Source organism: Streptomyces sp. NPDC004111 (assembly GCF_042874215.1).
GTDB lineage: Bacteria > Actinomycetota > Actinomycetes > Streptomycetales > Streptomycetaceae > Streptomyces.
In genome coordinates, this window is the sequence record NZ_JBIAMU010000025.1 from 75,680 (window position 1) to 101,062 (window position 25,383).

The following is a 25,383-nucleotide window of genomic DNA, read 5'->3' on the forward strand; positions in this document are numbered from 1 at the left end:
CCGATTCGCCGCGCGAAAGGATGTCCGGTGAGCGGGACGGGACGCACCCGGGGACCGGATCTGGTGGTCGTCGGGGTGGGGGCGTGCGAGGACGCGCCCGTGGAGGAGCTGTACGAGCTGGTCACGGCCTCCCTCGCGGAGGCCGGGATGCCGCCGAACGCCGTGACGGCGCTCGCCACCGTCGACGTGAAGGCGCGGGAGCGGGCGATCGTGGAGTGCGCGTGGCGGCTGGCGGTGCCGGTACTGGCGTACGGCGCGGCGCAGCTGGCCTCGGTGACCGTGCCGAACCCGTCCGGGCGGGCGCTCAGCGCGGTCGGCACGCCGTCGGTGGCGGAGGCGGCGGCGCTGGCCGCCGGGGGCGCGGGGAGCGAACTCCTCGTACCCAAGAGGAAGTCGGAACCCGTGGGGCGGCCCGCCATGGCGACGTGCGCGGTGGCCCTCCTGCACCACACATCCAGCCGAGGCGGACATGCACACCACTGAGCGAACCCCGGTCCACGACCTGCGCCACCACGGCGACGCGGAGGTGCGGGGAGCGGCCGGTCTGACGGACCTCGCCGTGAACGTCCGCTCGCACACCCCGCCGGGCTGGCTGAAGGAGCGCGTCGCGGCGTCGCTCGACACCCTGGCCGCGTACCCGGACGGGCGCGCGGCCAGGGCCGCGGTGGCGGCGCGGCACGGGCTGCCGGTGGAGCGGGTGCTGCTGACGGCGGGTGCCGCGGAGGCCTTCGTACTGCTGGCGCGCTCACTGACGGTCCGTCATGCGGTGGTGGTGCACCCGCAGTTCACCGAACCGGAGGCCGCGCTGCGGGACGCCGGGCACGCGGTGGGGCGGGTGCTGCTGCGGGCCGGGGACGGCTTTCGGCTGGACCCCGCGGCGGTGCCCGAGCGGGCGGACCTGGTGGTGATCGGCAACCCCACCAACCCCACCTCGGTGCTGCATCCGGCCGCACTGCTGGCCGAACTGGCCCGCCCAGGCCGGACGTTGGTGGTGGACGAGGCGTTCATGGACGCGGTGCCGGGCGAGCCGGAGGCGCTGGCGGGCCGGACCGACCTGCCCGGCCTGGTGGTGCTGCGCAGCCTCACCAAGACGTGGGGGCTCGCGGGGCTGCGGATCGGCTATCTGACGGCCGCGCCCGAGACGGTCGCCCTGCTGGAGCGGGCCCAGCCGCTGTGGCCGGTGTCCACTCCCGCGCTGGTGGCGGCGGAGGCGTGCGTGTCGCCCCGGGCGCTGGCGGAGGCGGAGGCGGCGGCCCGGTCGATCGAGGCGGACCGGGCCCATCTGGTGGCCGGGCTGACCGCGGCGGGCGCGGAGGTGGTGCCGGGGGCGCGGGGCTCCTTCGTCCTGATGCGCCTGGCCGGGGCCGCCGGGGTACGGGAGCGGCTGCGCGCGGCGGGCTTCGCGGTGCGCCGCGGGGACACCTTCCCGGGGCTGGACGAGGAGTGGCTGCGGGTGGCGGTACGGGACCGCACGACGACGGACCGGTTCCTGCGGGCCCTGACGGAGGCACGGGGCACGGGCCCGTCCTGACGCACGGCCTTGCGGGACCGCGCGGTCCCGCACGCCGTGACGCACGCCCCCCATCTGCGCACCCCCCGTACGGGACGGCGACCGGCCGGGGTCCCTCGCGACCCCCGCCCCTCATTCCTCACCCCCCGCAGACGTCCTCCCCCTCGTCCCCCATCGGGCACAGGTTGCCCTCGACCTTCTCCAGCAGTCGCAGCAGTTCGGCCCGTTCCCTCTCGTCCAGTCCCGCCAGGGTGCGCTCCTCCAGGTCCGCCCACGCGCCGAGCACCCGCTCGCGCAGTGCGCCGCTCTCCTCCGTCGCCTCCACCAGGGACGCCCTGCGGTCCTTCGGGTCGGGGCGGCGGCGGACATGGCCGGCCTGCTCCAGGCGCTGGAGGGACTTGGTGACGGTGGAGGGGTCCAGGCCGACCGCCTTGATCAGCTCGGACTGGCGGACCGGGCCCGCCTCCCACAGACGCATCATCACGAACTCCTGCCCCGGGTAGAGCCCCAGGCAGCGCAGCACGCGCCCGGCGGCGATCCGGTGCAGTCGGGCCACCACGGACAGGGAGTGGCTGACCGGGCCTCCGACCGTCAGGCCGGGACAGGCTGCGGAGTCGGACTTCATCTGTGTTCCTCGGATCTGGTGCGGAGCCGGGGCGGGACCCCGCCGGACGTGCCGTCCCGGCGCGGCCCCACCAGGTTTCATCCCACTTTAACTTGGTCGGCCAAATAATCGGCTACAGTGAACCCACCGGCACTTACTTGGCCGACCAACCTTTATGTTCGCGTGAGGGGATTCCCATGTCCAGCACCGCTTTCCAGCCCTTCGACCTCGCCGGCACCACCCTCGCCAACCGCATCGCCATGGCTCCGATGACCCGCAGCAGGGCCGGGGCCGGCGGAGTGCCGACCGAGCTGGTCGCCGAGTACTACACCCAGCGCGCCTCGGCCGGGCTGATCATCACCGAGGGCGTCCAGCCGTCCGTGGTCGGCCAGGGGTACCCCTGGACCCCGGGGCTGCACAGCGAGGAGCAGGTCGCCGGGTGGCGCAAGGTCACCGACGCCGTGCACGCGGCGGGCGGCGTGATCTTCGCCCAGATCATGCACGCGGGCCGGATCGGCCACCCCTCCCTGCTGCCGGACGGCCTGACCCCGGTCGCCCCGTCCGCGGTGGCCCCGGCCGGGCAGCTCTTCGCGGGCGAGGGCATGGTGGACTTCACCGAGCCCCGCGAGCTGACCCCCGAGGAGATCCACGAGACGGTACGGGACTACGCACGGGCCGCCCGCAACGCCGTGGACGCCGGCTTCGACGGGGTCGAACTGCACGGCGCCAACGGCTACCTGATCCACCAGTTCCTCTCCAGCAACGCCAACCTGCGCACCGACGAGTGGGGCGGCACCCCGCAGAACCGGGCCCGTTTCGCCGTCGAGGCCGTCCGGGCGGTCGCGGCCGAGATCGGCCCGGAGCGCACCGCGATCCGCCTCTCCCCCGGCAACCCGTTCAACGACATCGCCGAGGACGCGAGCCTGATACCCGAGGTGTACGCGGCCGTCGCCGCCGGGATCGAGCCGCTGGGGATCGCCTATCTGCACACCGTCGAAACCGGCCCGGAGCAGCGGGAGTTCACGGCGAAGCTGCGCGAGGGCTTCTCGGGTACGTACATCCTCAACCCGTTCACCGAGGGCCCCACCGACCACCGGGCGCTCGCGCTGCTGGAGGACGGTTCGGCGGACCTGCTGTCGTTCGGCGCGCTGTTCCTGGCCAACCCGGACCTGCCGGCCCGGCTGGCGGCCGAGGGCCCGTACAACACCCCGGACCCGTCCTCCTTCTTCGGCGGTACCGAGAAGGGCTTCACGGACTACCCGGCGCTCGCCGCCGGGTGACGACGCACGGGTGGGGCGGGACCTCGGTGCCGAGGTCCCGCCCCACCCGTGTGCGTACGTCGCCGGCCGGGGTCAGCGCACCGGTGTGAAGTCGCGCGCCCCGATGAAGTCGGGACGGCGCACCGGCGCCGCGAACGGCTCGACCGCGGTGTTCTCCACGCTGTTGAACACGATGAAGACATTGCTGCGGGCGTACGGCGTGATGTTGTCGCCGGAGCCGTGCATGCAGTTGCAGTCGAACCAGGTCGCCGAGCCGGCCCGGCCGGTGAAGAGCCTGATGCCGTGCGCGTCGGCCATCCGGGTCAGCGCCTCGTCGGACGGGGTGCCCGCGTCCTGCATCTGCAGCGACTTCTTGTAGTTGTCCTTCGGCGTCTCGCCGGAACAGCCCAGGAAGTGCTTGTGCGAGCCAGGCATGATCATCAGCCCGCCGTTGGTGTCCAGGTTCTCGGTCAGCGCGATGGAGACCGACACGGTCCGCATGTTCGCCAGCCCGTCCTCGGCGTGCCAGGTCTCGAAGTCCGAGTGCCAGTAGAAGCCGGAGGCGCCGAAGCCGGGCTTGACGTTGATCCGCGACTGGTGGACGTAGACGTCCGAACCGAGGATCTGGCGGGCCCGGCCCACCACCCGCGGGTCCTTCACGAGCTGTGCGAAGACCGTGCTGAGCTTGTGGACCTCGAAGACCGACCGTACGTCCTGCGACTTCGGCTCGATGATCGAGCGTTCGTCGGCCCGCACCGCCGGGTCGGCGACCAGCCGGTCCAGCTCGGCCCGGTACAGGGCGACCTCTTCGTCCGAGACGAGCTGCTCGACGGCGAGGAAGCCGTCCCGCTCGAAGCCCGCCAGGTCGCCCGCCGTGATCGGGCCCTCCGTGCCGGGCGCCGACCAGACGACCGGGTCCTGGCGCGGGGTGGTCACCTCGGTGGCGCCGCGCGTCGGGTAGAGGTCGCCGGTCGCGGAGCCCATCGGTCCGGTGAGTACGTCGGTCATGGTTCAGGCCTCCTCGGTCAGCAGCGGGTAGACGCCGTTCTCGTCATGGTCCTCCCGTCCTGTGACGGGAGGGTTGAAGACGCACACACACCGGAAGTCGGTCTTCGGGCGCATGGTGTGGCGCTCGTGGCCGTCCAGCAGGTACATGGTGCCGGGCTCGATCCAGTGGGTCTCGCCCGTCTCGTCGTTGGTGAGTTCCGCCTCGCCCTCGACGCACAGCACGGCCTCGATGTGGTTCGCGTACCACATCTGGGTCTCGGTACCCGCGTAGAGGGTGGTCTCGTGGAGGGAGAAGCCGACCTTCTCCTTGGCGAGCACGATGCGCTTGCTCTCCCAGGTTCCGGTCTTCGCCTTCACATGGCGGTCGGTGCCTTCGATGTCCTTGAACGAGCGGACAATCACGGTGACTCGGGCCTTTCTCTTACGTTCGGATGGGGATGTGCCGAGGGTGCGTCAGGCGGTCTCGCGCACCGCGCGCGCCAGGATGCGCAGTCCCTCGTCGAGCTCGTCGGCGGAGATGGTGAGCGCGGGGAGCAGCTTCACGACCTCGCTCTCCGGGCCCGAGGTCTCCAGCAGCATGCCGAGCTCGAAGGCGCGGCGGCAGACGGCGGTGGCCCGGTTCTTGTCGGTGAACTCGATGCCCCAGACCAGGCCGCGGCCCCGGAAGCTGACTCCGGCCTCGGCGTTCTCGTCGGCGATGGCGAGCAGCGCGCGCTCGACCAGCTCGCCGCGGGCCAGGGTCTGCTTCTCCATCTGGCCGTCGGCCCAGTAGGCGTTGAGCGCGGCGGCGGCGGTGACGAAGGCGGGGTTGTTGCCGCGGAAGGTGCCGTTGTGCTCGCCGGGCTCCCACACGTCGAGCTCCGGCTTGAACAGGCACAGCGACATGGGCAGTCCGTAGCCGCTGATCGACTTCGAGAGGGTGACGATGTCCGGCTGGATGCCCGCCTCCTCGAAGGAGAAGAACTCGCCGGTGCGTCCGCAGCCCATCTGGATGTCGTCGACGATCAGCAGCATGTCCTGGCGGTGGCACAGCTCCTGGAGGGCGCGCAGCCACTCGGCGCGGGCGACGTTGATGCCGCCCTCGCCCTGCACGGTCTCCACGATCACGGCGGCGGGCTTGTTCAGGCCGGAGCCCTGGTCCTCCAGGAGGCTCTCGAACCACAGGAAGTCCGGGACCTGGCCGTCGAAGTAGTTGTCGAAGGGCATCGGGGTGCCGTGCACCAGCGGGATGCCCGCGCCGGCCCGCTTGAAGGCGTTGCCGGTGACGGCGAGCGAGCCCAGCGACATGCCGTGGAAGGCGTTGGTGAAGGAGACGACCGACTCGCGGCCCTTGACCTTGCGGGCCAGCTTCAGCGCCGACTCGACGGCGTTGGTGCCCGTCGGGCCCGGGAACATCACCTTGTACGGCAGGTCGCGGGGGCGCAGGATCACGTTCTGGAAGGTCTCCAGGAACGCCCGCTTGGCGGTCGTCGCCATGTCCAGGCCGTGGGTGACGCCGTCGCGCTCGATGTAGTCGATCAGGGCGCGTTTCAGGACCGGGTTGTTGTGCCCGTAGTTGAGGGAGCCGGCGCCGGCGAAGAAGTCGAGGTAGGTGTGGCCGTCCTCGTCGAACATGCGGGAGCCCTGCGCGCGGTCGAACACGGCGGGCCAGCTGCGGCAGTAGCTGCGGACCTCGGACTCAAGGGTTTCGAAGACACTCAGTGCGGGGGGCGTGATGGTCACAGCGATCTCCTGGGATGGGGAGAGGGCGGATGTACGTGTGCGTCGTGCGCGGCGGTACGGCGGCGCGGCGTGCGAGGTACGCCGCTGCGTCGGTGCGCGTACCGCGGGACGGGGTCTGCGGGGGCCGGGTCTCAGCCGGCCGCGACCGGGTTGATCCGGTAGAGCACCTCGGGCAGGTGCGCGTCGCCGGACTCGGCGGGGAAGTGCTCCTGGTCGAAGAGCACCTTGCGGGTCAGGTCCGCGCCGCGCCGCTGGGCGTAGGAGGTGAACAACCGGTCGGACGGGACGTTGTCCGGGGTCACGGTCGTCTCGACGGTGCTGATGCCGTGACTGGCGGCGACCTTGGTGGTCAGCGCGTCGAGGAGGGTGCCGGCCAGCCCCCGTCCGCGGTGCTCGCCGTCGACCGCCACCTGCCAGACGACCAGCGTCTCGGGCCGCTCCGGACGTACGTAGCCGGTGATGAACGCGATCGGCGCTCCACCGGGCCGGTCACGGGCGACGACGGAGGTGGTGGCGAAGTCCCGGCACCACAGGAGATAGCTGTACGAGGAGTTGAGGTCCAGGACCTCGGAGTCGCGGGCGATGCGCCAGATCGCGGCTCCGTCCTCCACTCGTGGGCTGTCGATCTCCAGGCCGTCGTTCAGAGAAAGGGTTGCGGTCGGTAGGTCTGCTTGTGCGGCAGTCATGTCGATGAAATTTACCGAGCAAATTCAAAAAATGCATCGTGGGACAGGGTTGGGCGAATTCATTGACTGTGATATCGCGCGGGCGCGAACCGGTCCCGTACCGGTCGCAAATCAAGGCGATTTGCCCGGTAATTTACGGGCAAATCGCCTTCCTTGTGGGGTCGGTCACAAGCCCGTAACTCCTGCGAGACGTGTCCGAATTATGAGATTTACCCTTATCGAAAACTTAGCGTTTAGCCTCGTGAAGAGCGGGCATAAGAAAACGGGAAGCTGCGGTGAATAAGCAGCTTCCCGTTTTTCGTTAATTCTCGGAACGTCTCCGTATTTGCTTTGTAATTCCTCTGCGAATTATTCGGCGGACCAGGTTTCCGCCACGGCCTTCTGGGCAGAAGCGGTGTCGGCGTCCTGCCCGAGCGCCGTCAGCGCACCGCCGAGCGCGGCCAGCGAGGCCGCCACGGCCTCGGCGGTCGCGTCCTGCCCGTAGTGGTTGACCCGGATCATCTCCTGGGCGAGCGCGCCCCCGCCCGCGATCAGCGGCACGGACGGGTCCAGGGCGAGCGCCTTCGCGACCACCTCGGAAGCGTCCGTCCCGCCCGTCACCCGCAGCGTCGTGGCGACGGGAGCCGCCTCCTTCGCCTCGTGCACGAACGGCTCGATCCCGCCGCCGAGGGCGAGCGCCCCGGCCCGGGTCGCGGCGGCGGCCCTCGCGTGCCGGGCCATCACGGCGTCCGCGCCCTCGTCCTCGATCCGGTCCAGGCAGGCGTCCAGCGCCAGCATCTCCAGCTGCGCGGGGGCGAACATCAGCGCCTTGCGCCCGCCGTCGATCCAGCGCGCCTTCCAGTCCAGCAGCGAGAGGTAGGAGGCGCGCGGCGCGTCCGGGTTGGCGGCGAACCGCTCCCAGGCGCGGGCGCTCACCGCGACCGCCGAGACGCCGGCCGGGCCGCCCATCGCCTTCTGCGCGCCGATGACGCACATGTCGACGCCCCACTCGTCGGTGCGCACCGGCTCGGCGCCGACCGAGGCGACCGCGTCCAGGTAGAACAGCGCACCGTGCGCGCGCACCACCTCGCCGATCTCCGCGACCGGGTTGGTGTTGCCGGTGGCCGCCTCGGCGTGCACCAGCGAGACGAAGTCGGTCTCCGGGTGGGCGGCGAGCGCCTCGGCGACCTGGGCGGCGGTGACGGCCGTGTGGAACGGCACGGCGAGGTCGGTCACGGTCGCACCGCAGTCCCGCAGCCAGTTGCCGAAGGTCTGCCCGTAGGGCCCGGTGACGATGTTCAGGGCGTGCGAGCCGCGCGGGGCGCCGGCCCGGATGCACGCCTCCAGCGGCAGCAGCGCCTCGCCCTGCATGATCACGACGTCCTGCTCGGTGCCGAGGAGGGCGGCGACCTTCTGCTCGATGCGCGCGAAGTGCGCGGCGGTGACGGGAGGCAGGTCCAGCAGGGGATGGCTCACGACGGTGCTCTCTTCGGATCAGTGTTCGGCCTACCCGGCCGAGGGTAGTCCCACGGCCCGCCCGCCCCTGCGCACTCCCGGCCCGCCCCCCTTCGCTCAGTCCCGTGCGCCCGCCCCGGCCGACTCCCCGCTCAGCCGCTCCACGGCCGCGCGCAGCCAGCGGTGCGCCGGGTCGGCGTCCACCCGCAGGTGCCAGGCCTGGCCGGTCCGTACCCGTGGCAGGTCGAGCGGGATCTCCAGCGCGACCAGGTCCATCTCGCGCACCGCGTGCGCCGCGAAGGAGGCGGGCACCAGCGCCAGCAGGTCCGCGCCGAGCGCCATGAAGCACGCCGCGCCGTACGTCGGCACGGTCGCCCGCACGTCCCGGGCGAGCCCGAGCGCGTGCAGCCGGTCGTCGACGATGCCGTGGGCGCGGCCGTGCCGGGAGACGGTGACCTGCGGAACGGCCGCGAACTCCGCGACGGTGAGCGGACGCCCCGCGAAGGGCGCCCGCTTCCTGGCCACCGCCAGGTAGCCGCCGCCGCTCAGCGGGCTGCTGCGGACGTCGGGCGGCAGCGGCGGCAGCGCCCCCACGTCGAGGTCCACGCGGTCGCGCAGGTCGGCGGGGTCCTCGTCGCCCTCGGGCAGCATCCGCAGCCGTACGCCGGGAGCCTCGGCGGCGGCGTGGGCGACGAGTTCCGAGCCGACCGCGACGCAGAAGCCGTCGCTGGAGCGGATCGTGAACTCCCGCTCCAGCGTGGCCAGTTCGAAGGGCTGCGGCGGCTTGAGCGCGGCACCGGCCGCCTCCAGCGCGGCCCGTACGCCCGGCTGCATGGCGCGGGCGGCGGGAGTGAGCACCAGCCCGCGGCCGGCCGGTACGAGCAGCGGGTCGCCGACCACCCGGCGCAGCCGCCCCAGGGTGCGGCTCATCGCGGAGGCGGACACCCGCATCTCGGCGGCGGCCCCGGCGACGCTGCCGGTGCGCAGGAGGGCGTCCAGGGCGGGCAGGAGATTCAGGTCCGGAAGCTGCATGACACGCAATCGTAGGTTGACCATTCGGAACTTGTCGTCAGCAGTCATGGCGCCGACGATGGAGACCTCCCGACGGCCGCGGGCACTTCGCACTCCCTCCCTCCTCGCCTCCCCTCGGAGAGTCATGATCGACGCACGTCAACGCAGCACCGCCCTGCTCGTCGCGGGCTGCTTCTTCATGGAGAACCTGGACGGGACGCTCGTGTCGACCGCGGCACCCGACATCGCCGCCTCCCTGCACACCGCGCCCGCCTCCGTCGGCCTGCTGGTCACCGCCTACCTGGTGACGCTGGCCGTCCTCATACCGCTGAGCGGCTGGCTCACCGTCCGGCTCGGGGCCCGCCGGGTCCTGCTCGGCGCCATAGCCGTCTTCACCCTCGCCTCGCTGGGCTGCGCCCTCACCTCCGACCTGGGGCAACTCGCCGCGCTGCGGGTGCTCCAGGGCGCGGGCGGCGCGATGATGGTGCCGGTCGGCCGGCTGGTCGTGCTCGGCGGGGCGGCGAAGACCGACATCCCGCGCCTGGTGGCGTTCATCGTGTGGCCCGCGCTCGTCGCGCCGGTGCTCGCCCCGCTGCTGGGCGGCCTGCTGACCACGTACGCGAACTGGCGCTGGCTCTTCCTCGTCAATGTGCCGCTGGGCCTGCTCGCGCTCGTGGTGACGCACCGGCTGATCCCGGCCGGCGGGCGCGGCACTCCCCCGCCGCTGGACCTCGCGGGCACGGTGCTGACCTGCGCGGGCCTGGGCGGCATCACCTGGGCCGCGCACCTGGTGTCGGAGCCGGTGCCCTCGTGGGGCGTGATCGCGGCGGTGGCGGCCCTCTCGGCGCTGGCGCTGGTCCTGGTCGTACGGCACCTGCTGCGCACCTCGCACCCGCTGGTGGACCTGCGCACCCTGCGCGTGCCCACCTTCCGCGCCTCGGTGACCGGCGGCTCGCTGTTCTGGATCACGGTCGGGGCGGTGCCCTTCCTGCTGCCGCTGCTCTTCCAGGACGCGTTCGGCTGGAGCGCGGTGAAGTCGGGGGCGCTGGTGCTGTTCGTGTTCGTCGGCAACATCGGCATCAAGCCCGCGACGACGTGGCTGCTGCACCGGTTCGGGTTCCGCAGGCTGCTGCTGGTGGCGACGGTGGGGCTGGCGGCGACGACCGTCGGCTGCGGCTTCCTGACGGCCCGCACCCCGGTGGCCGTGATCGCCGCGCTGCTCGTGCTGAGCGGTGCCGCCCGCTCCCTCGGCCTCACCTGCTACATGACCATCGCGTTCGGCGACGTACCGCCGCGGCGGATGCGGGACGCCAACACCCTGTCCGCCACCACCCAGCAGCTGATGGCGGGGCTCGGGGTCGCGGTGGGCGTGCTGGCGCTGCGGGCGGGCGGGGCGGTGGGCGCGGGAGCCGCGTACCCCATCGCCTTCGGCCTGGCGGCCCTGGTGGCGCTGGCCGCGACGGCGGGCGCGCTGCGGCTGCGCGCGGACGCCGGGCAGGTGGTGCTGACCTCCCGTGAGAAGGCGGCGGTGTCCGTCGACTAGCGCCTCGTACAGTGCTGGGCATGAGCGATCACGAGGTGCTGCACGTGAAGGGGCGGGTGCTGGCCGGGCCCGAGGACGTACGGGACGAACTGTGGGCGGTGGACGGCCGCGTCACCTACGAGCGGCCCCCCGGCGACGGGTTCGCGGTGCTCGACGGCTGGGTGCTGCCGGGGCTCGTGGACGCGCACTGCCACGTGGGGCTCGACCGGCACGGCGCGGTGGACGACGCGACCAGCGAGAAGCAGGCGCTCACCGACCGGGGCGCGGGCGCGCTGCTGCTGCGCGACGCCGGTTCGGCTGCGGACACCCGGTGGATCGACGACCGGGAGGACCTGCCGAAAATCATCCGGGCCGGCCGGCACATCGCCCGCACCCGCCGCTACATCCGCAACTACGCGCACGAGATCGAGCCCGGCGACCTGGTCGCGTACGTGGCCGCGGAGGCCCGGCGCGGCGACGGCTGGGTGAAGCTGGTCGGCGACTGGATCGACCGGGAGGCCGGGGACCTCACCCCGTGCTGGCCGCGCGGCGAGGTGGCCGCGGCCATCGCGGAGGCGCACCGGCTGGGCGCCCGGGTCACCGCGCACTGCTTCGCCGAGGACTCGCTGCGCGACCTCGTGGAGGCCGGTATCGACTGCGTCGAGCACGCGACGGGCCTGACCGAGGACACCATCCCGCTCTTCGCCGAGCGGGGCGTCGCCATCGTGCCGACCCTGGTCAACATCGCCACCTTCCCGCACCTCGCGGACGGCGGCCAGGCCAAGTTCCCCCGGTGGTCGGCCCACATGCGCGACCTGCACGCACGCCGGTACGACACGGTGCGCGCGGCCTACGACGCGGGCATCCCGGTCTTCGTCGGCACCGACGCCGGCGGCTCGCTCGGCCACGGTCTGGTCGCCGAGGAGGTCGCCGAACTGGTGAAGGCGGGCATCCCGGCCCGGGACGCGCTGAACGCCACCGCCTGGGGGGCCAGGCGGTGGCTGGGCCGGCCCGGCCTGGAGGAGGGCGCTCCGGCGGACCTGGTGGTGTACGAGGCGGACCCGAGGGCGGACGTACGGGTGCTGGGGGCGCCCCGGCACGTGGTGCTGAACGGGCGGGTGGTGGCGTGAGCGGGGCCCGGTCGCGGTGCCCCGGGGCAGGGGCGCGCGGTTGACCGGCGGGTGACCCGGGGCGGCTCCGTTCGTTGGACTTCCTCATGGGCGCGCCCCCGGCGGAACGGGACGGACGGGACTGCGGGGAACAACTGTGCCGGAAGATCCGAACGTGAAGCCGAAAACCCCCCTTTGGGGTGAACTGACGCCAGGTAGCTGCCCATTCACTCTAGGTGCGTAAGGATTCCGGTGTCCCGATCGTCGGCAGCACCCACGGTGTCCCCCGTGGCGGGTGCCCGGCGGTCTCGTTCTCCTGTGGGGGTTCCACCACCTTGAACAGCTCCTTCTTCCGCATGCCCGCACGCCGTTCCGCAGCGGGCGCGGCGGCGCTGGCGCTCGCCGCCGGCCCCGTGCTGCTGCTGTCCGCGGGCTCCGCCGCGGCCACCGACGGCGGCCACCCCTCGACGCCCGGCAAGGCGAACGCCTCCGTGCTGCGGGCCGGGCTCGACGTGTCGCTCCTGAACAGGACGGTCCAGGTGCCGGTACGGGCCTCCCTCAACGAGGTGCGGGCGCCGAGGAGCGCCGAGCGCACGGCGTTGACGGTGAAGGTGGACGGGGTCGACAAGGGGCGTCCGGTGTCCCTGCTGCGGGCGGACGTCGCCACCGCGAAGGCCACGACCGAGGGCGACCGGGCCGAGGGGCGGGCGGAGCTCGCGCACGCCAGGGTGCACGTTCCCGGGCTGCCGCTGCTGTCGCTGATCGAGGTGGAGAAGGTCACCTCGAAGTCGGTGTGCGTGGCGGGCGCCCGGCCCACCGCCGAGGCGAACGTGCTGGGGCGGGTCACCGTCCTGGGCAAGCGGGTCACACTCACGGCGGGCGGGGTGACGAAGGTGGCGGTGCCCGGGGTGGGCGAGGTGGCGCTGACCCTGTCCCGGACGCACACCACGTCGCTGACGGCGGCGGCCGCCGCGCTGGAGCTGAAGGTCTCGGTGAACCCGCTGAAGCTGAACGTGGCGGAGGTGGAGGGGCAGGTGACGCTGGCCGAGACCGGGTGCACGGTGCCCGACGTACGGACCATGGCGGCGCCGTCCGGGCCCGCCGAGCCCCGGCCGGCCCCGGCGAAGCCCGCCGCGCAGACGGACGTACGCCCCCAGACGGCGGGCGCGGTGGCCGCGGACCCGGTCAACCTGGCCGAGACGGGCGGCAGTTCGTCCACCCCGTACCTGGTGGGCGGCGGCGCGGCCCTGCTGGCGGCCGGAGCAGCGGCCGTGGTGGTGGCCCGCCGCTCACGGGCCTGACGAGGGCGCGGGCGGGAGCGGGGCGAAGCCGTACGGTCCGCCGCCCCCGCCCGCCCCCGGTGTGAGCGCACGCGCGGGGGCGGCGGGCAGTCGCCTCAGGGCGCCCCGAGGGCCACGACCAGCCGGTCGACGTCGGCGCTCCCGTTGTACAGGTGGAAGGAGGCCCGGAGGTTGCCCGCGCGCGCCGAGACCCTGATGCCGGCTTCGGCCAGGGCCTCGGCCCGGCCGCCCAGTCCGGGCACCGCCACCACCACCGAACCCGGCGCGGGCACCGGCACGTGCCCCAGGGTCCGCAGCCCTTCGCGGAACCGGTCGGCGAGGGCCACGTCGTGGGCCCGGATCGCGTCGAGCCCGACCGCCTCCACGAGGGCCAGCGACCGGACCGCCCCCTCGTAGCAGAGGAAGGGTGCCGCGGCGTCGAAGCGCCGGGCCGAGCGGGCGAATTGGGTGACCGGGCCGTAGGTGCTCCCCCAGAGGTCCTCGGCCGCCACCCAGCCCGCCTGCACCGGCGGGGTGCGCTCCTGGGCCTCCTCGGAGACCGTCAGGAAGGAGACGCCGCGCGGGCAGAGCAGGTACTTGTAGGCCCCGGCCACCGTGTAGTCGTAGGCGCCGGCCGGGGTGGGCAGCCAGCCCGCCGACTGCGACAGGTCGACGAGGGTGCGGGTGCCGTGCGCGGCGGCGGCCGACCGGATCGCCGCGTCGTCGGCGACCCTGCCGTCCGCGGACTGGACCGCCGACCAGGCCACCAGGGCGGTCCCGGGCCTGACTTCGGCGGCCAGGTCGGCCAGCGGGACGTGGCGCACCTTCAGGTCCCGCCGCACCGAGAAGGGCGTCACCAGCGAGGCGAAGTCACCCTCGGGGAGCAGCACTTCGGAACCGGACGGCAGTGCGCCCGCGACCAGCGCGACGTGCACGGAGACCGACGTGCCGAGGGCGACCCGGTCGGCGGGCACCGCCATCAGCCGCCCGTAGGACTCGCGGACCCGCTCGAAGGACTCGAAGGTGCCGGGGTTGGCGGTGGTGCCGGTGGCGTTCTGCTCGGCGAGGGCCTTGAGCGCCTCGACCGTACGGCGCGGGGTCAGGCCGTACGAGGAGGTGTTGAGGTACGTCGCCCGCGGAGCGAACTCGTCGGGGGCGAGGCTGCGGAGGGGAGAGGACGTCGTCATGCGGGAAACTCTGCCCGCCGTCCAACTCCCCGTCCACAGTGCCGCGTTACGCGCAGTTGCCGTCCGCGTCGCAGGTCGCCCCGTCGGCGCTCTCGGAGGCGGCGAGCGGGGTCAGCGGGCCGCGGCTCTGCCAGGCCTGCTCCAGTGCCTGGGTGAACACCTCGGCGGGCTGGCCGCCGGAGACCCCGTAGCGGCGGTCGAAGACGAAGAAGGGGACGCCGTTCGCGCCGAGTTCGGCGGCCTCGCGCTCGTCGGCGCGGACGTCGTCGGCGTACGCGGCGGGGTCGGCGAGCACCGCGCGCGTCTCGGCCTCGTCGAGACCGGCCCGCACCGCGAGCCCCACCAGTACCTCGTCGTCGAAGACGGAGGTCTCCTCGGCGAAGTTCGCCCGGTAGGCCAGGTCGAGCAGTTCGCTCTGCAGGCCGCGCGCCTTGGCCAGGTGCAGTACGCGGTGGATGTCGAAGGTGGAGCCGTTGTCCCGGCCCTCGGTGCGGTAGCCCAGTCCCTCGGCGTGCGCGTTGGCGGCGACGGTCTCCTCCATCGCCCGCGCCTGCTCGGGGGTGCGCCCGTACTTCTTCGCCAGCATGTCGACGACCTGCTCGACGTCCCCCTTGGCGCGGTTCGGGTCGAGCTCGAAGGAACGGTGCACGACCTCGACGTCCGCCCGGTGCGCGAACGCCTCCAGGCCCTTCTCGAAACGCGCCTTGCCGACGTAGCACCACGGGCAGGCGATGTCGGACCAGATTTCCACGCGCAGGGCTGCGGGGGCGGGCGTGACCATGGGTTTTCTTCTCTCGGATCGCACAAATACAAAATTCGACAAAGAGGGAACGAGGCAGGAGCGCCAACCATTCCCGCGCGCCCGGGGAAGTCGCCCCGCCGATGGTTCCCCTCCCCCGCGCGGCGGAGCGGGATCGTCGGCGGGCACGAGGTGGCGGGGGCGCGCGGCCGGAAGGGTGGAGGCATGACACCGACACCGATGCTCACGCCCCTGACCGGCGGCCCCGCCCGCCCCGTGCCGCTCCCCCGCGCCCGCCGCGCCCTGCGGGTGCTGGCCGTCGTCTCCTGCCTCCCGTACCTGGCACTCAAGGTGGTCTGGATCTCGGGCGGGCACCTGGGCATCCCCGCGGAGAGCGTGCTGCTGGCGCGCCCCGGGATCATGGCCGCCCTCAACGGGCTGACCGTCCTGATGGACGTGTGCGTGATCGTCCTGGCACTGCTGCTGACGCAGAGGTGGGGGCGGCGGGTGCCCGCCGTGCTCCTCGCCCTGCCGATGTGGGTGGCCACCGGGCTGCTGGCCCCGATCGCGACGGCCTTCCCGGTCCAGATGCTGGCCGACGCGTTCAGCGGGGGCGGGCCGGCGACCGCGAACCAGGGGCGGTTCCTGGACGAGTGGGTGTTCGGTGTGGTCTACGGCGGGTTCGCACTCCAGGCCGTCGCCCTGGGCGGGCTGTTCGTGCCCTATGCCAAGGAGCGCTGGGGGCATCTGTGGCAGGGACGGGTAGGCGGGCTCGCGCCCCGTGCCGCAGGGGTGCGGACGGCCGCGCTGGGGGTGGCGGCGCTGGCCGTGGCCGTCGCCGTGCCGCTCGTGCTGCGGGCGGCGGGTGCGGGCGCGGAGTTCACGCTTGCCGACGGGGCGAGCGGCAGGGAGGCGCTGTCGGCGGACGCCCGGATCGTCTCCTGGGCGCACGCCGGGTTCGCGCTGCTGGCGGCCGGGGGCCTGCTGGTGCCGGCGCTGCGGCTGGGTCGCGGGCTGCCGCTGAAGGTGCCGCTCGCGGCGGCCTGGGTGGGGTCGGGCGTGCTCGGCGGCTGGGGCGCCTGGCTGGTGCTCAGCTGCCTGGTGGGCGGGTACGACGGAACGCGCCCTCCGATGTCGCTGACGCTGACCTACGCTGTGCAGATGATCACAGGATTCCTCGCCCTCGGCTGCACCGCGGCGCTCGTCCTGCGGCGGCGCACGCCGTGATCCGAGGACTGTGCGGATGGCTGTTCGGCCGGCCCGCGCGGGCCGGCTGGCTCCATCTGGTGGTGGGCGGCGCCCTGTTGATGCCCTTCTACCTGGTCGCGATCGTGGTGGTGGGGCCGAACGCGGGGGCGGGGGGCGGTTTCGTGACCGTACCGACCCAGCTGACGTCGTTCCTGGCGACCCTGCCGATGGTGGCGGTCTTCGGGCTGCTCGCCCCGGCCAGGCCGCTGTCGGTGGCGGCGATCCGTTCGCTGCGGCTGCTGCCGGAGCGTGCGGGCGGGGGCGACGGGCTCGCGGAGGGAGCGGCCGGGACGCGGGCCGCGCGGGTGCGGACCTCGGGGTGGTTCACGCTGCACCTGGCGCTCGGCGGGATCGTCAGCGGGGCGTCGCTGGCGTTGACGCCGTTCGCGGCGCTGCTGGTGCTGCTGCCGCTCGTGCCCGCGCTGCAGGGCACCCCGTTCGACATCCCCCAGCTCAGCGACCGCACCTGGACGCTGGTGCTGTCGCCGGTGCTGGGCGCCGTCATGATGCTGGCGCTGGCCGCGGCGAGCGCGGGGGCCGCGGCCCTGCTGGCCCGTACGGCGCCCGTGCTGCTCGGGCCGACGCCGGCCGACCGGCTCGCGGCGGCCGAGCGGCGGGCGGCCGATCTGGCCGCCCGCAACCGGCTGGCCAGGGAGCTGCACGACTCGGTGGGGCACGCGCTGAGCGCGGTGACCCTCCAGGCGGGTGCCGCCCGCAGGGTGCTGAACAGCGGGCGCGCCTCGGACGTGGAGTTCGTCCGGGAGGCGCTGGCCGCCATCGAGGAGACCACCCGCCGCACGGTCGGGGAGCTGGACGCCGTCCTGGGCGTGCTGCGGCGGGGCGAGGAGAGCCCGGCGGACTTCGCGGGCCCCACCCTCGACGTGCTCGACGACCTCGTGGCGCGCAGCGGTGTGCGGGTCGCGCGCACCGGGGAGGGCGACCTGACCGAGGTGCCGGAGGCGGTGTCCCGGGAGGCGTACCGGATCGTCCAGGAGGGGCTGAGCAACGCGCTGCGGCACGGCGGCGCGGCTCCCGTGGCACTGCACATGAACATGACCGAGGGGGAACTGGAGATCGTGATGGAGAATCCACTGCCGAAGGACGCGCCCGTGGTGCGCCCCGGGGGTGGTCGCGGACTGCGCGGCACCGCCGAGCGGGCGACCCTGCTGGGCGGGCACACCGAGGCCGGACCGCACGGCGGCGTCTGGCGGCTGTCGGCCCGGCTGCCGCTCGGTCCCGGCGCCCGCGCACAGGGCGGCGGCCGGTGAACCAGCCCTCCTCCCCCGCCGCCCCCGTCCGTGTCGTGCTCGCCGACGACGAGCGGATGGTGCGCACCGCGCTGCGCGTCATCCTGGAAGCGGAACCCGATCTGGAGGTCGTCGGCGAGGCGACGACCGGCGCGGAGGCGGTGTCCGTGGTGCGGGCCGCGCGCCCCGACGTGGTGCTGATGGACGTACGGATGCCGGAGATCGACGGCATCCGCGCCACCGAGCAGATCCTGGCCACTCTCGACGCACCGCCCCGGATCGTCGTCGTCACCACCTTCGAGAACGACTCCTACGTGTACGACGCGCTGCGCGCGGGCGCGGCCGGTTTCCTGCTGAAGCGGTCGGCCGCCGAGGACCTGGTGCAGGCGGTCCGGCTGGTCGCCCGCAGCGACAGCCTCTTGTTCCCGGCGGCGGTCCGGGCGCTGGCCGCCGAGTACGGCAGCCGTCCGCAGGCCGCTGCCCCGCCGTGGGTGAACCGGCTCACCGAGCGGGAGGCGGAGGTGCTGCGGCTGATGGCCAAGGGGATGACGAACGCGGAGATCGCCGCGGCGCTGGGCTTCGGGGCGGCCACCGCGAAGACGCACGTGGCGGCGGTGCTGGCCAAGACGGGTGCCAGGGACCGTACCCAGGCGGTGATCGTGGCGTACGAGTCGGGCTTCATCCGGCCCCGCTGAGTCTCCCGCCGCCCGGGTCCGCGGATGAGGAAACCATGAGAAGTGGGACACAAGGGGAACACTCGCCCGCCTCCCGCTCGTCCTTCCGTACAGGATGAACAAGACGATCAGGCGCGCCTCGGTCTTCTGCCTGCTGCTCGTGCTCGCCCTGCTGGTGCGGGTGACCTGGGTACAGGCGTTCGAAGGCAAGGCCCTCGCAGAGCACAAGGACAACCGGCGGAACATCATCGCGCAGTACGCGAACCCGCTCGGGAACATCATCGTGGCCGGCTCCCCGGTCACCGGATCGGCCAGGACGGAGGGCAGCGACCTGGCGTACAAGCGCACCTACAAGGACGGCGAGCTGTACGCGGCGGTGACCGGCTACAGCTCGCAGGTGTACGGGTCGACCCAGCTGGAGGGCATCTACAGCCATGTCCTGGACGGCACGGACGACCGGCTGAAGAACCCCACGGACCTGGTGACGGGCAAGGACACCCGGCCGGGCAACGTGGTCACCACGATCGACCCGGCCGTGCAGAAGGCGGCCTACGAGGCGCTCGGCAACAAGAAGGGCGCGGCCGTCGCGATCGACCCGAAGACCGGCCGGATCCTCGGCATGGTCAGCACCCCCAGCTACGACCCGTCGAAGATCAGCGGGCAGAGCGACGGCGAGGAGTGGCGCAGGCTGACCGCGGGCAGCGACGAGGACAAGGCGATGACGAACCGGGCGATGCGCCAGCCGCTGCCGCCCGGGTCGACGTTCAAGCTGGTCGTGGCGTCGGCCGCGCTGGAGAACGGGCTCTACGCGTCGGTGGACACCCCGACCGTCAGCCCCGTCCCGTACACCCTGCCCGGCACCCGCACCCCGCTGCCCAACGAGAACCGGTCCGCGCCCTGCGAGAACGCGACCCTGCGCACCGCGCTCAAGTACTCCTGCAACAACGTCTTCGGAAAGCTGGCCGTGGACCTGGGCCAGGACAAGGTGAAGGCGATGGCGGAGAAGTTCGGCTTCAACTCCGACAAGCTGGACGTGCCGGTGCGGGCGTACACGAGCGTCTACCCCCGGGGCATGGACAAGGCGCAGACCGCGCTGACCGGCATCGGCCAGTTCGACGTGACGGCGACGCCGCTGCAGATCGCGATGGTGTCGGCGGCCCTGTCCAACAACGGCGAGCTGCCCGCCCCGCACATGGTCTCCGAGGTGACGGACGCCTCCGGCGACGCGCTGGAGAAGTACGAGGACGGGGCCGGTACGAAGCGGATCGTCTCCGAGCGCACCGCCGCGCAGCTGCGCAGTGCGATGGTCACCGTCGTCGAGGACGGCACCGGCACCAACGCCCGCGTTCCGGGCGCGGAGGTCGGCGGCAAGACCGGCACCGCGCAGCACGGCGTGGCCAACAGCAAGACGCCGTACGCCTGGTTCACCTCGTACGCCAAGAGCCGGTCGACGGGCAAGGAGGTCGCGGTCGCGGTCATGATCGAGGACTCCGGCGCGGCCCGCTCGGAGGTCAGCGGAAACGGCCTGGCCGCCCCGGTGGCCCAGAAGATGATGAAGGCCGCGCTGGGCGGATGAGCCGCCGGTGGGCGGCGGCCGTCACCGCGCCCCGCCCACCGGTCCTGCTCGCTACTTCACACCCGCCCAGCGCTTGACGGCCGCCTCCGCCTCGGCGCGCTGTTCCGGCACCAGCTTGGAGATCAGGGCGCCGTGGTTGGAGCCGGGCGCGACGTACAGGTGCGAGTCGTGCCGCGAGGGGCGGTAGCGCTCCGCGCTCCACGGGTCGTTCTGGCCGTAGACGAACATCATCCGCTCGCCGCGGGTCTTCACCCAGCGGTCGACGTCCTTGGCGTCCCAGCCGCTGTAGGAGGTGCGCATGTCGGCGGGGAGCAGGGAGTTGGGCTGGTAGATGTCCGGGTAGTTGCGGACGTCGCGCAGGTGCTTGAACTTCAGGTCGGCCCAGCCGAGCTGGGCGGCGGCCTGCCGGTAGTAGGGTCCGGAGCCCTCGGGGCCCGCGTCGGCGTCCGAGTAGATGCTCAGACCGTGGTCCAGGGACCAGGTGTAGAGCTCCTGGTCGGTGGCCTTCTTCGCGTCGGGGACGGTGGGGCAGTTGGTGGAGGAGCCGGACTGCCAGAAGTTCCAGACCTGGTCCAGGACGGAGAACTCGTAGGCCCGGTCGGTGGTGCCCAGCTGCTTGAAGGTGAGGCCCTGCTCCTTGGCGGTGGCCTCGAACAGCGGCAGGAGGCTCTTCCGGCGGACCAGCATCTCGCGCTGCACGGCGTCCAGCGCGGTGCGGCACTCGGGGGTGCCGACGGTCCTGAAGAAGTCGTCGTAGACGTGGTCGTCGCGGTTGTCGGCGTCGTTGGGGGCGACGTAGGCGACGACGGCGTCGAGGTCCTGCGGGTAGAACCGCTCGTGGTAGACCTGCGTCATGCCGCCCTTGCTGGCGCCGGTGCCCAGCCACTTCGCGCGGTAGATCTTCTTCAGGGCCCGCACGATGTTGTGCTCGTCGGCGGCCTCCTGCTGGATGGTCAGCTTGCTCCAGTCGACCTTGCCCGCCGGTACGGACTTCCCGAAGAAGCGGTGCTCGACGCTGACCTGGTTGGCGCCCAGCAGTGTGGTCAGCTCGCGGGTGGAGGAGGAGAGGGTGTAACCGCCGGTGTAGTGGACGGTCGGGGCGGCCTCGTCCTTGTGCCACAGCGTGAACTGCTGCTCGTAGCTGCCCCGGCGGGGGTTCTGGTGGTCGATGGGCTGTCTGAGGGTGAGCGTGAAGAAGGGGCGGCCCTCCTTCTGCGTCTCGGAGACGATGCGCAGTCCCTCGACGCGCTCCAGCTTCTCGCGGATGCTCGTGGCGTCCGTCTCGGCGGCGGCCCGCGCGGCGCTGCCGGCCGTGGGTGCCGCGGTGGCGGCGCTGCCGGTGAGCACGCTGGTGGCGGCTATCAGTCCGGCACAGAACAAGCTGGGAAGAACCTTGGTACGCACGCTGATTCCCCTCGGGCGGATGGTGACGCCGTGACGTGTGCGTCGCGGCCGTGCAAGGTAAGCACGGCGGTCCGCCCGCCGTCAGCCCCCGAAAGGCTCCGGCCTGCGACTACCTGGTGCCCGGCGCCCACTTAGGGTCGCGCCCGCCGAGGCCCACCACCCGGTCCAGGAAGGGCGATCCGTACGGTACGTCGACGACCGGGCCGAACATGGGGGCCCGCGCCGGGTTGTCCGCCTCGGGGGCGAGCAGCGCGTACACCACCTGGAGGCTGGAGCGGTCGCAGCGGAAGGGCTGTCCGGTGGCGCGCGCCAGGTCCCAGCCGTGCAGCACCAGTTCGTCGAGGGCGACCTGGGCGGCGACCCCGGCGGGCAGGGTGACCCCGCCGGCCCGGGTGGTGCCCTCCCAGGCGTCCCGTCCCTGCCACGCCTCGGCGAGCGCGGCGAGCCGGCCGGGCAGCAGACGCCGCCAGCCGGCCGGCAGCGGGGCGTCGCGGACCACTGCCGGCACCGGCCGCTTCCCGGCCGCCGCGCGGAACGCGTCGCTCAGACCCAGGAGATGGGCGAGCAGGTCCCGCACGGTGTACGCCGCACAGGGGGTCGGCGCGTCCAGGTGCGCGTCGTCGACGCCGTCGAGGAGCCGGACGACCTGCCGGGCGGCCGGTGCGAGGTCGAACACGACTGCGGTGGGGGCGGTCGTGGTGGTGGTCATGAGGTCCCTCTCCTGAAGCCGGACGGCCCCGTACGGCGCCGTACCAGGGAAGACCCGACCCGGCGCGAAAACTCATCGGCCGAGCGCGAAATCGGTCCGGGTTTTCACGAACTCCCATGTCAGCATGGGTGGATGAGCGATGAATCGGATGTCAGGCGGATCGACCTCGGGTACTTCGTGCGCCCCGCGGGCGAGTGCGGCACCGGGCACGCGCGCGTGGAGGCGGTCCTGGGCTACCTGGTGCGGCGCCCGCAGGGGCTGCTGCTCCTCGACACCGGAATGGGCGCGGGCAACGCGGAGGTGGACGCCCACTACCGGCCGCACCGCACGGAGTTGACCCGGGCACTGGCCACCGCCGGGGTCGCCCCCGGGGACCTGTCCGCCGTCGTGAACTGCCATCTCCACTTCGACCACATCGGCGGCAATCCGCTGCTCGCCGAACACCGGCTGCCGATCTTCGTGCAGGCGAAGGAACTGGCCGCCGCCCGCGCCGGTGACTACACCCTGGACGAACTGGTGGACCCGCCCGGACGGCCGGTGGCGTACGAGGAGCTGGACGGCGAGGCGGAGATCTGGCCCGGTGTGCACGTGGTGCCCACGCCCGGCCACACGGCGGGGCACCAGTCGCTGGTGGTGGAGTCGGCGCGGGGCGGGACGACGGTGCTGGCCGGGCAGGCCTACGACTTCGCCTCCGACTACGCCCACGCGGAGCTGGCCGCCCGGACCGGCCACCCGCATCCGGGCCACCGGCCGTGGCTGGCCCGGCTGGCGGAATTCGCCCCGCGCCGGGTGCTCTTCGCGCACGACCGGGCGGTCTGGACCCCGTAGCGGTGCCGCTCGTGGGGCGAAACGCCCGGTTGTGCACCGCACTTGACGTGCGGCGGCCCTGTCCCTAGCGTCGCGACGGTCGTCGGCCCCACGGCGGCACCACGGTCCGCCCCGGCCCCACACCTTCCGCGGGCGACCATGAGGCCCAAGGAGTCGCCTCCCATGCCCGACAGTTCCCGCACCCTTCTGCTCACCGGCGCGGCCGGCGGCATCGGCACCCTGATGCGGGGGCTGCTTCCGGCGTACGGGTACACCCTGCGGCTGTTCGACGCGACGCCCATCGAGGGCGAGCCGACCGCGGTGACCGCGGACCTCGGCGACAAGGCGGCGCTGCGCGAGGCGGTGGCGGGGGTCGACGCGGTGGTGCACCTGGCGGGGATCTCGCTGGAGGCGCCGTTCGAGAAGATCCTGCGGTCGAACATCGAGGGGACGTACAACCTCTACGAGGCGGCCGAGGAGGCGGGCGTGCGCCGGATCGTGCAGGCCTCCAGCAACCACGCGGTGGGCTTCGCTCCGCTGCCGGGTCCCGGCGGGCCGCCGCTGCCGGTGGAGACGCCGCACCGCCCGGACAGCTACTACGGGCTGTCCAAGGCGTTCGGCGAGGACCTGGCGCAGCTGTACTGGGACCGGGACGGGCTGGAAACGGTGTCGGTGCGGATCGGCGCGTGCCACATGGAGCCCACGTCGGTGCGGATGCTCTCGCTGTGGCTGAGCCCCGGCGACGCGGCCCGGCTGTTCGTCGCGGCACTGACCGCGCCCGCCGTCGGGCACACGGTGGTGTACGGCTCCTCGGCCAACACCCGGCTGCGCTGGGACCTCTCGTCGGCGAGGGCGCTGGGCTATCTGCCGCAGGACGACTCCGAGCAGTACGCGGCCAAGCTGATCGAGGAGCACGGCGAGCCGCTGCCGGGGGATCCGGAGCACGACCTCCTGGGCGGCTCGTTCTCGGTGGACCCGCCGCAGTGGCCGTACTGAGCCCGCGGCTCGCGGCTCGCGGGCGCGGGAACGGGCGCGGTGCCGGTCCCGGCCCCGGTCCCGGGAAAAGGGTTCGCGGGGCGGGGCCGGGGCGGCGAGGATGCGCCGTATGCCGAAACCTCAGGGATTCACCTACGAACGGCGGGCCGACGGCACCGTCACCATCACCCACCGGGGGCGCGCCGCGAGCACGCTGCGCGGGCCGCGCGCGGAGAAGTTCCTGACCGAGGTGGAGTCGGGGGACGCCCAGCTGGTGATGGCGCGCTGGACCGGGGCCTACAAGTTCGGCAACGAGCGCACGGCCCGCAACCACCCGCGAAACCGCTGATCAGAGCCTTCTTTCCGGCGTCCGGGGAATTGGTCGCAAGGTAAGGGAACGGCAAAGCCCTCCCGGTCGTTACCCCTGGCATGACCGCAATGACCCCTGGCTCGAACATTCCGCTTCCCACCGCCCGCGTGGCCGTGGACGTTGCCGCTCCGGTGCGGCTCGACGTGTCGGGCCTGCTGCTCACCGCCGACGGCAAGGTGCGCTCCGACGACGACTTCATCTTCTTCAACCAGCCCTCGGGCCCCGGCGTGACCTACCGCTCCGGCGGTGGCACCACCCCGGACTCGATCGTGGTGGACACCGGTGCGCTCCCGGCCGGTATCGAGCGGATCGTGGTCACCGCGAGCCCCGACGCGGCGGGCCAGAGCTTCCAGGGCATCGAGCCCACCGCGACCGTGCGCGGTGCCGACGACAACAGCGTGATCGCCACCTTCACGCCCCCGCAGCTGGGCACCGAGACGGCCCTGGTGGTCGTCGAGGTCTATCTGCGCAACGGCGCCTGGAAGGTCCGCGCCGTCGGCCAGGGGTACGCGAACGGGCTGGCGGGCATCGCCACCGACTTCGGCGTCAGCGTCGAGGAGCCCGCCCCGGCCCCGGCTCCCGTGGCGGCCCCGGCGGCCCCGGCCGCCCCCGCGGCCCCGCCGTCGGCGCCCACCCCGTCCTACGACCCGCGGGTGGCCGCCCCGCAGGCGCCCGCCGCGCCGCCGGCCGCCCCGCCCGCCGCGCCCGCCCCGGGCAACGGCAAGATCAATCTGGACAAGGGCCGGGTCAGCCTCCAGAAGAACCAGACCGTCTCCCTGGTCAAGGGCGGCCGGCCGCTGCTCTCGCAGGTCAAGATGGGCCTCGGCTGGGAGCCCGCGTTCCGCGGCAAGGACATCGACCTGGACGCCTCGGTCATCGCCTACGACGGCAACCGCAAGATGATCGACAGCTGCTACTTCGGCAAGCTGACCATCCTGAACGGCGCGATCAAGCACTCCGGCGACAACCTCACGGGTGAGGGCGCGGGCGACGACGAGGTCATCACGGTCGACCTGGGCCGCATCCCGCCGGAGGCGACCGGCCTGGTGTTCACGGTGAACTCCTTCACCGGCCAGAAGTTCACCGAGGTCGCCAAGGCGTACTGCCGCCTCCTCGACGGCGCGACGGGCGAGGAGCTGGTCCGCTTCGACCTGACCGGCGCCGAGCCGCAGACGGGCGTTCTCATGGCGAAGCTGATCAAGCAGTTCAGCGGTGAGTGGGAGATGACCGCGATGGGCGACTTCGTGAAGTCCCGCACGGTCCGCGGCATGGTCAAGCCGGCCGCCCAGGCGCTGTAGCGGC

General features: G+C 72.9%; 25 protein-coding genes. 14 read left to right on the top strand and 11 right to left on the bottom strand.

Annotated elements, in window-relative coordinates:
• Positions 1–27: 27 nt before the first annotated feature.
• Positions 28–483 (top strand): cobalamin biosynthesis protein, encoded by a 456-nt coding sequence (locus ACFYVL_RS37470; protein WP_389253175.1) that lies wholly within the window; start codon positions 28–30, stop codon positions 481–483.
• On the top strand, positions 470–1,531 hold the full coding sequence (gene cobC / locus ACFYVL_RS37475) for an Rv2231c family pyridoxal phosphate-dependent protein CobC (protein ID WP_389253177.1): 1,062 nt from the start codon (positions 470–472) through the stop codon (positions 1,529–1,531). Before ACFYVL_RS37470 ends, cobC begins: the two co-directional genes overlap by 14 nt.
• A gap of 118 nt (positions 1,532–1,649) precedes the next feature.
• Here cobC and ACFYVL_RS37480 read toward each other — a convergent pair whose 3' ends face one another.
• Positions 1,650–2,135, bottom strand: coding sequence for a MarR family winged helix-turn-helix transcriptional regulator (locus ACFYVL_RS37480; RefSeq protein ID WP_389253179.1), 486 nt, complete (start codon positions 2,133–2,135; stop codon positions 1,650–1,652).
• A 176-nt stretch (positions 2,136–2,311) separates the two neighbouring features.
• Between ACFYVL_RS37480 and ACFYVL_RS37485 the strand changes: the two genes are divergently transcribed.
• Positions 2,312–3,394, top strand: a complete 1,083-nt coding sequence (locus ACFYVL_RS37485; protein WP_389253181.1) for an alkene reductase — start codon at positions 2,312–2,314, stop codon at positions 3,392–3,394.
• Positions 3,395–3,466: 72 nt separating this feature from the next.
• Here ACFYVL_RS37485 and thpD read toward each other — a convergent pair whose 3' ends face one another.
• From thpD to ACFYVL_RS37515, 6 genes are all read right to left on the bottom strand, one after another.
• Positions 3,467–4,357, bottom strand: coding sequence for an ectoine hydroxylase (gene thpD / locus ACFYVL_RS37490; RefSeq protein ID WP_389253329.1), 891 nt, complete (start codon positions 4,355–4,357; stop codon positions 3,467–3,469).
• Positions 4,358–4,384: 27 nt separating this feature from the next.
• Entirely contained in the window at positions 4,385–4,783 is a 399-nt protein-coding gene (locus ACFYVL_RS37495) for an ectoine synthase (RefSeq protein ID WP_362415251.1), read from the bottom strand.
• Between the two features lie 51 nt (positions 4,784–4,834).
• On the bottom strand, positions 4,835–6,103 hold the full coding sequence (gene ectB / locus ACFYVL_RS37500; protein ID WP_389253183.1) for a diaminobutyrate--2-oxoglutarate transaminase: 1,269 nt from the start codon (positions 6,101–6,103) through the stop codon (positions 4,835–4,837).
• A 131-nt stretch (positions 6,104–6,234) separates the two neighbouring features.
• On the bottom strand, positions 6,235–6,789 hold the full coding sequence (gene ectA / locus ACFYVL_RS37505) for a diaminobutyrate acetyltransferase (RefSeq protein WP_389253185.1): 555 nt from the start codon (positions 6,787–6,789) through the stop codon (positions 6,235–6,237).
• Positions 6,790–7,137: 348 nt separating this feature from the next.
• Complete coding sequence (locus ACFYVL_RS37510; protein WP_389253187.1) at positions 7,138–8,244, bottom strand: aminotransferase class V-fold PLP-dependent enzyme; 1,107 nt, start codon at positions 8,242–8,244, stop codon at positions 7,138–7,140.
• A gap of 96 nt (positions 8,245–8,340) precedes the next feature.
• Complete coding sequence (locus tag ACFYVL_RS37515; RefSeq protein WP_389253189.1) at positions 8,341–9,255, bottom strand: LysR family transcriptional regulator; 915 nt, start codon at positions 9,253–9,255, stop codon at positions 8,341–8,343.
• Positions 9,256–9,379: 124 nt separating this feature from the next.
• Here ACFYVL_RS37515 and ACFYVL_RS37520 point away from each other — a divergent pair, with 124 nt between their 5' ends.
• The 3 genes from ACFYVL_RS37520 to ACFYVL_RS37530 all read left to right on the top strand — a co-directional run bounded on the left by ACFYVL_RS37520 (position 9,380) and on the right by ACFYVL_RS37530 (position 13,166).
• The gene (locus ACFYVL_RS37520; RefSeq protein ID WP_389253191.1) at positions 9,380–10,777 is read left to right on the top strand and encodes an MFS transporter; all 1,398 of its coding nucleotides are present in this window, start codon (positions 9,380–9,382) and stop codon (positions 10,775–10,777) included.
• Positions 10,778–10,797: 20 nt separating this feature from the next.
• Positions 10,798–11,886 (top strand): amidohydrolase family protein, encoded by a 1,089-nt coding sequence (locus ACFYVL_RS37525; protein ID WP_389253193.1) that lies wholly within the window; start codon positions 10,798–10,800, stop codon positions 11,884–11,886.
• Between the two features lie 335 nt (positions 11,887–12,221).
• Positions 12,222–13,166, top strand: coding sequence for an SCO1860 family LAETG-anchored protein (locus ACFYVL_RS37530; protein WP_389253195.1), 945 nt, complete (start codon positions 12,222–12,224; stop codon positions 13,164–13,166).
• Positions 13,167–13,261: 95 nt separating this feature from the next.
• Here the strand turns inward: ACFYVL_RS37530 and ACFYVL_RS37535 are convergent, their stop codons facing one another.
• Together ACFYVL_RS37535 and ACFYVL_RS37540 are read right to left on the bottom strand one after the other, a co-directional pair.
• Complete coding sequence (locus ACFYVL_RS37535; RefSeq protein ID WP_389253197.1) at positions 13,262–14,332, bottom strand: aminotransferase class V-fold PLP-dependent enzyme; 1,071 nt, start codon at positions 14,330–14,332, stop codon at positions 13,262–13,264.
• 46 nt (positions 14,333–14,378) lie between these two features.
• On the bottom strand, positions 14,379–15,089 hold the full coding sequence (locus ACFYVL_RS37540; protein WP_389253331.1) for a DsbA family oxidoreductase: 711 nt from the start codon (positions 15,087–15,089) through the stop codon (positions 14,379–14,381).
• Between the two features lie 207 nt (positions 15,090–15,296).
• Between ACFYVL_RS37540 and ACFYVL_RS37545 the strand changes: the two genes are divergently transcribed.
• The 4 genes from ACFYVL_RS37545 (at position 15,297) to ACFYVL_RS37560 (ending at position 19,816) form a co-directional block, all read left to right on the top strand.
• Positions 15,297–16,298, top strand: a complete 1,002-nt coding sequence (locus tag ACFYVL_RS37545; protein ID WP_389253199.1) for a hypothetical protein — start codon at positions 15,297–15,299, stop codon at positions 16,296–16,298.
• On the top strand, positions 16,298–17,587 hold the full coding sequence (locus ACFYVL_RS37550) for a sensor histidine kinase (protein WP_389253333.1): 1,290 nt from the start codon (positions 16,298–16,300) through the stop codon (positions 17,585–17,587). The genes ACFYVL_RS37545 and ACFYVL_RS37550 overlap by 1 nt, the downstream gene beginning before the upstream one ends.
• 56 nt (positions 17,588–17,643) lie before the next feature.
• Complete coding sequence (locus ACFYVL_RS37555; RefSeq protein WP_389253335.1) at positions 17,644–18,261, top strand: response regulator; 618 nt, start codon at positions 17,644–17,646, stop codon at positions 18,259–18,261.
• A 94-nt stretch (positions 18,262–18,355) separates the two neighbouring features.
• Positions 18,356–19,816: a peptidoglycan D,D-transpeptidase FtsI family protein gene (locus ACFYVL_RS37560; RefSeq protein WP_389253201.1), complete on the top strand. Its 1,461-nt coding sequence runs from the start codon at positions 18,356–18,358 to the stop codon at positions 19,814–19,816.
• Positions 19,817–19,867: 51 nt separating this feature from the next.
• On the opposite strand, the gene ACFYVL_RS37565 is transcribed toward ACFYVL_RS37560, so the two are convergent.
• Together ACFYVL_RS37565 and ACFYVL_RS37570 are read right to left on the bottom strand one after the other, a co-directional pair.
• Positions 19,868–21,220, bottom strand: a complete 1,353-nt coding sequence (locus ACFYVL_RS37565) for a S28 family serine protease (protein ID WP_389253203.1) — start codon at positions 21,218–21,220, stop codon at positions 19,868–19,870.
• Between the two features lie 109 nt (positions 21,221–21,329).
• Positions 21,330–21,929, bottom strand: coding sequence for a TIGR03086 family metal-binding protein (locus ACFYVL_RS37570; protein WP_389253205.1), 600 nt, complete (start codon positions 21,927–21,929; stop codon positions 21,330–21,332).
• Positions 21,930–22,061: 132 nt separating this feature from the next.
• Here ACFYVL_RS37570 and ACFYVL_RS37575 point away from each other — a divergent pair, with 132 nt between their 5' ends.
• The 4 genes from ACFYVL_RS37575 to ACFYVL_RS37590 all read left to right on the top strand — a co-directional run bounded on the left by ACFYVL_RS37575 (position 22,062) and on the right by ACFYVL_RS37590 (position 25,379).
• Complete coding sequence (locus ACFYVL_RS37575) at positions 22,062–22,757, top strand: MBL fold metallo-hydrolase (protein WP_389253207.1); 696 nt, start codon at positions 22,062–22,064, stop codon at positions 22,755–22,757.
• Positions 22,758–22,919: 162 nt separating this feature from the next.
• Positions 22,920–23,732, top strand: a complete 813-nt coding sequence (locus tag ACFYVL_RS37580; protein WP_389253210.1) for an NAD-dependent epimerase/dehydratase family protein — start codon at positions 22,920–22,922, stop codon at positions 23,730–23,732.
• A gap of 109 nt (positions 23,733–23,841) precedes the next feature.
• Complete coding sequence (locus ACFYVL_RS37585; RefSeq protein ID WP_389253213.1) at positions 23,842–24,060, top strand: hypothetical protein; 219 nt, start codon at positions 23,842–23,844, stop codon at positions 24,058–24,060.
• A gap of 89 nt (positions 24,061–24,149) precedes the next feature.
• Positions 24,150–25,379: a TerD family protein gene (locus tag ACFYVL_RS37590; RefSeq protein WP_389253215.1), complete on the top strand. Its 1,230-nt coding sequence runs from the start codon at positions 24,150–24,152 to the stop codon at positions 25,377–25,379.
• Positions 25,380–25,383: the final 4 nt, after the last annotated feature.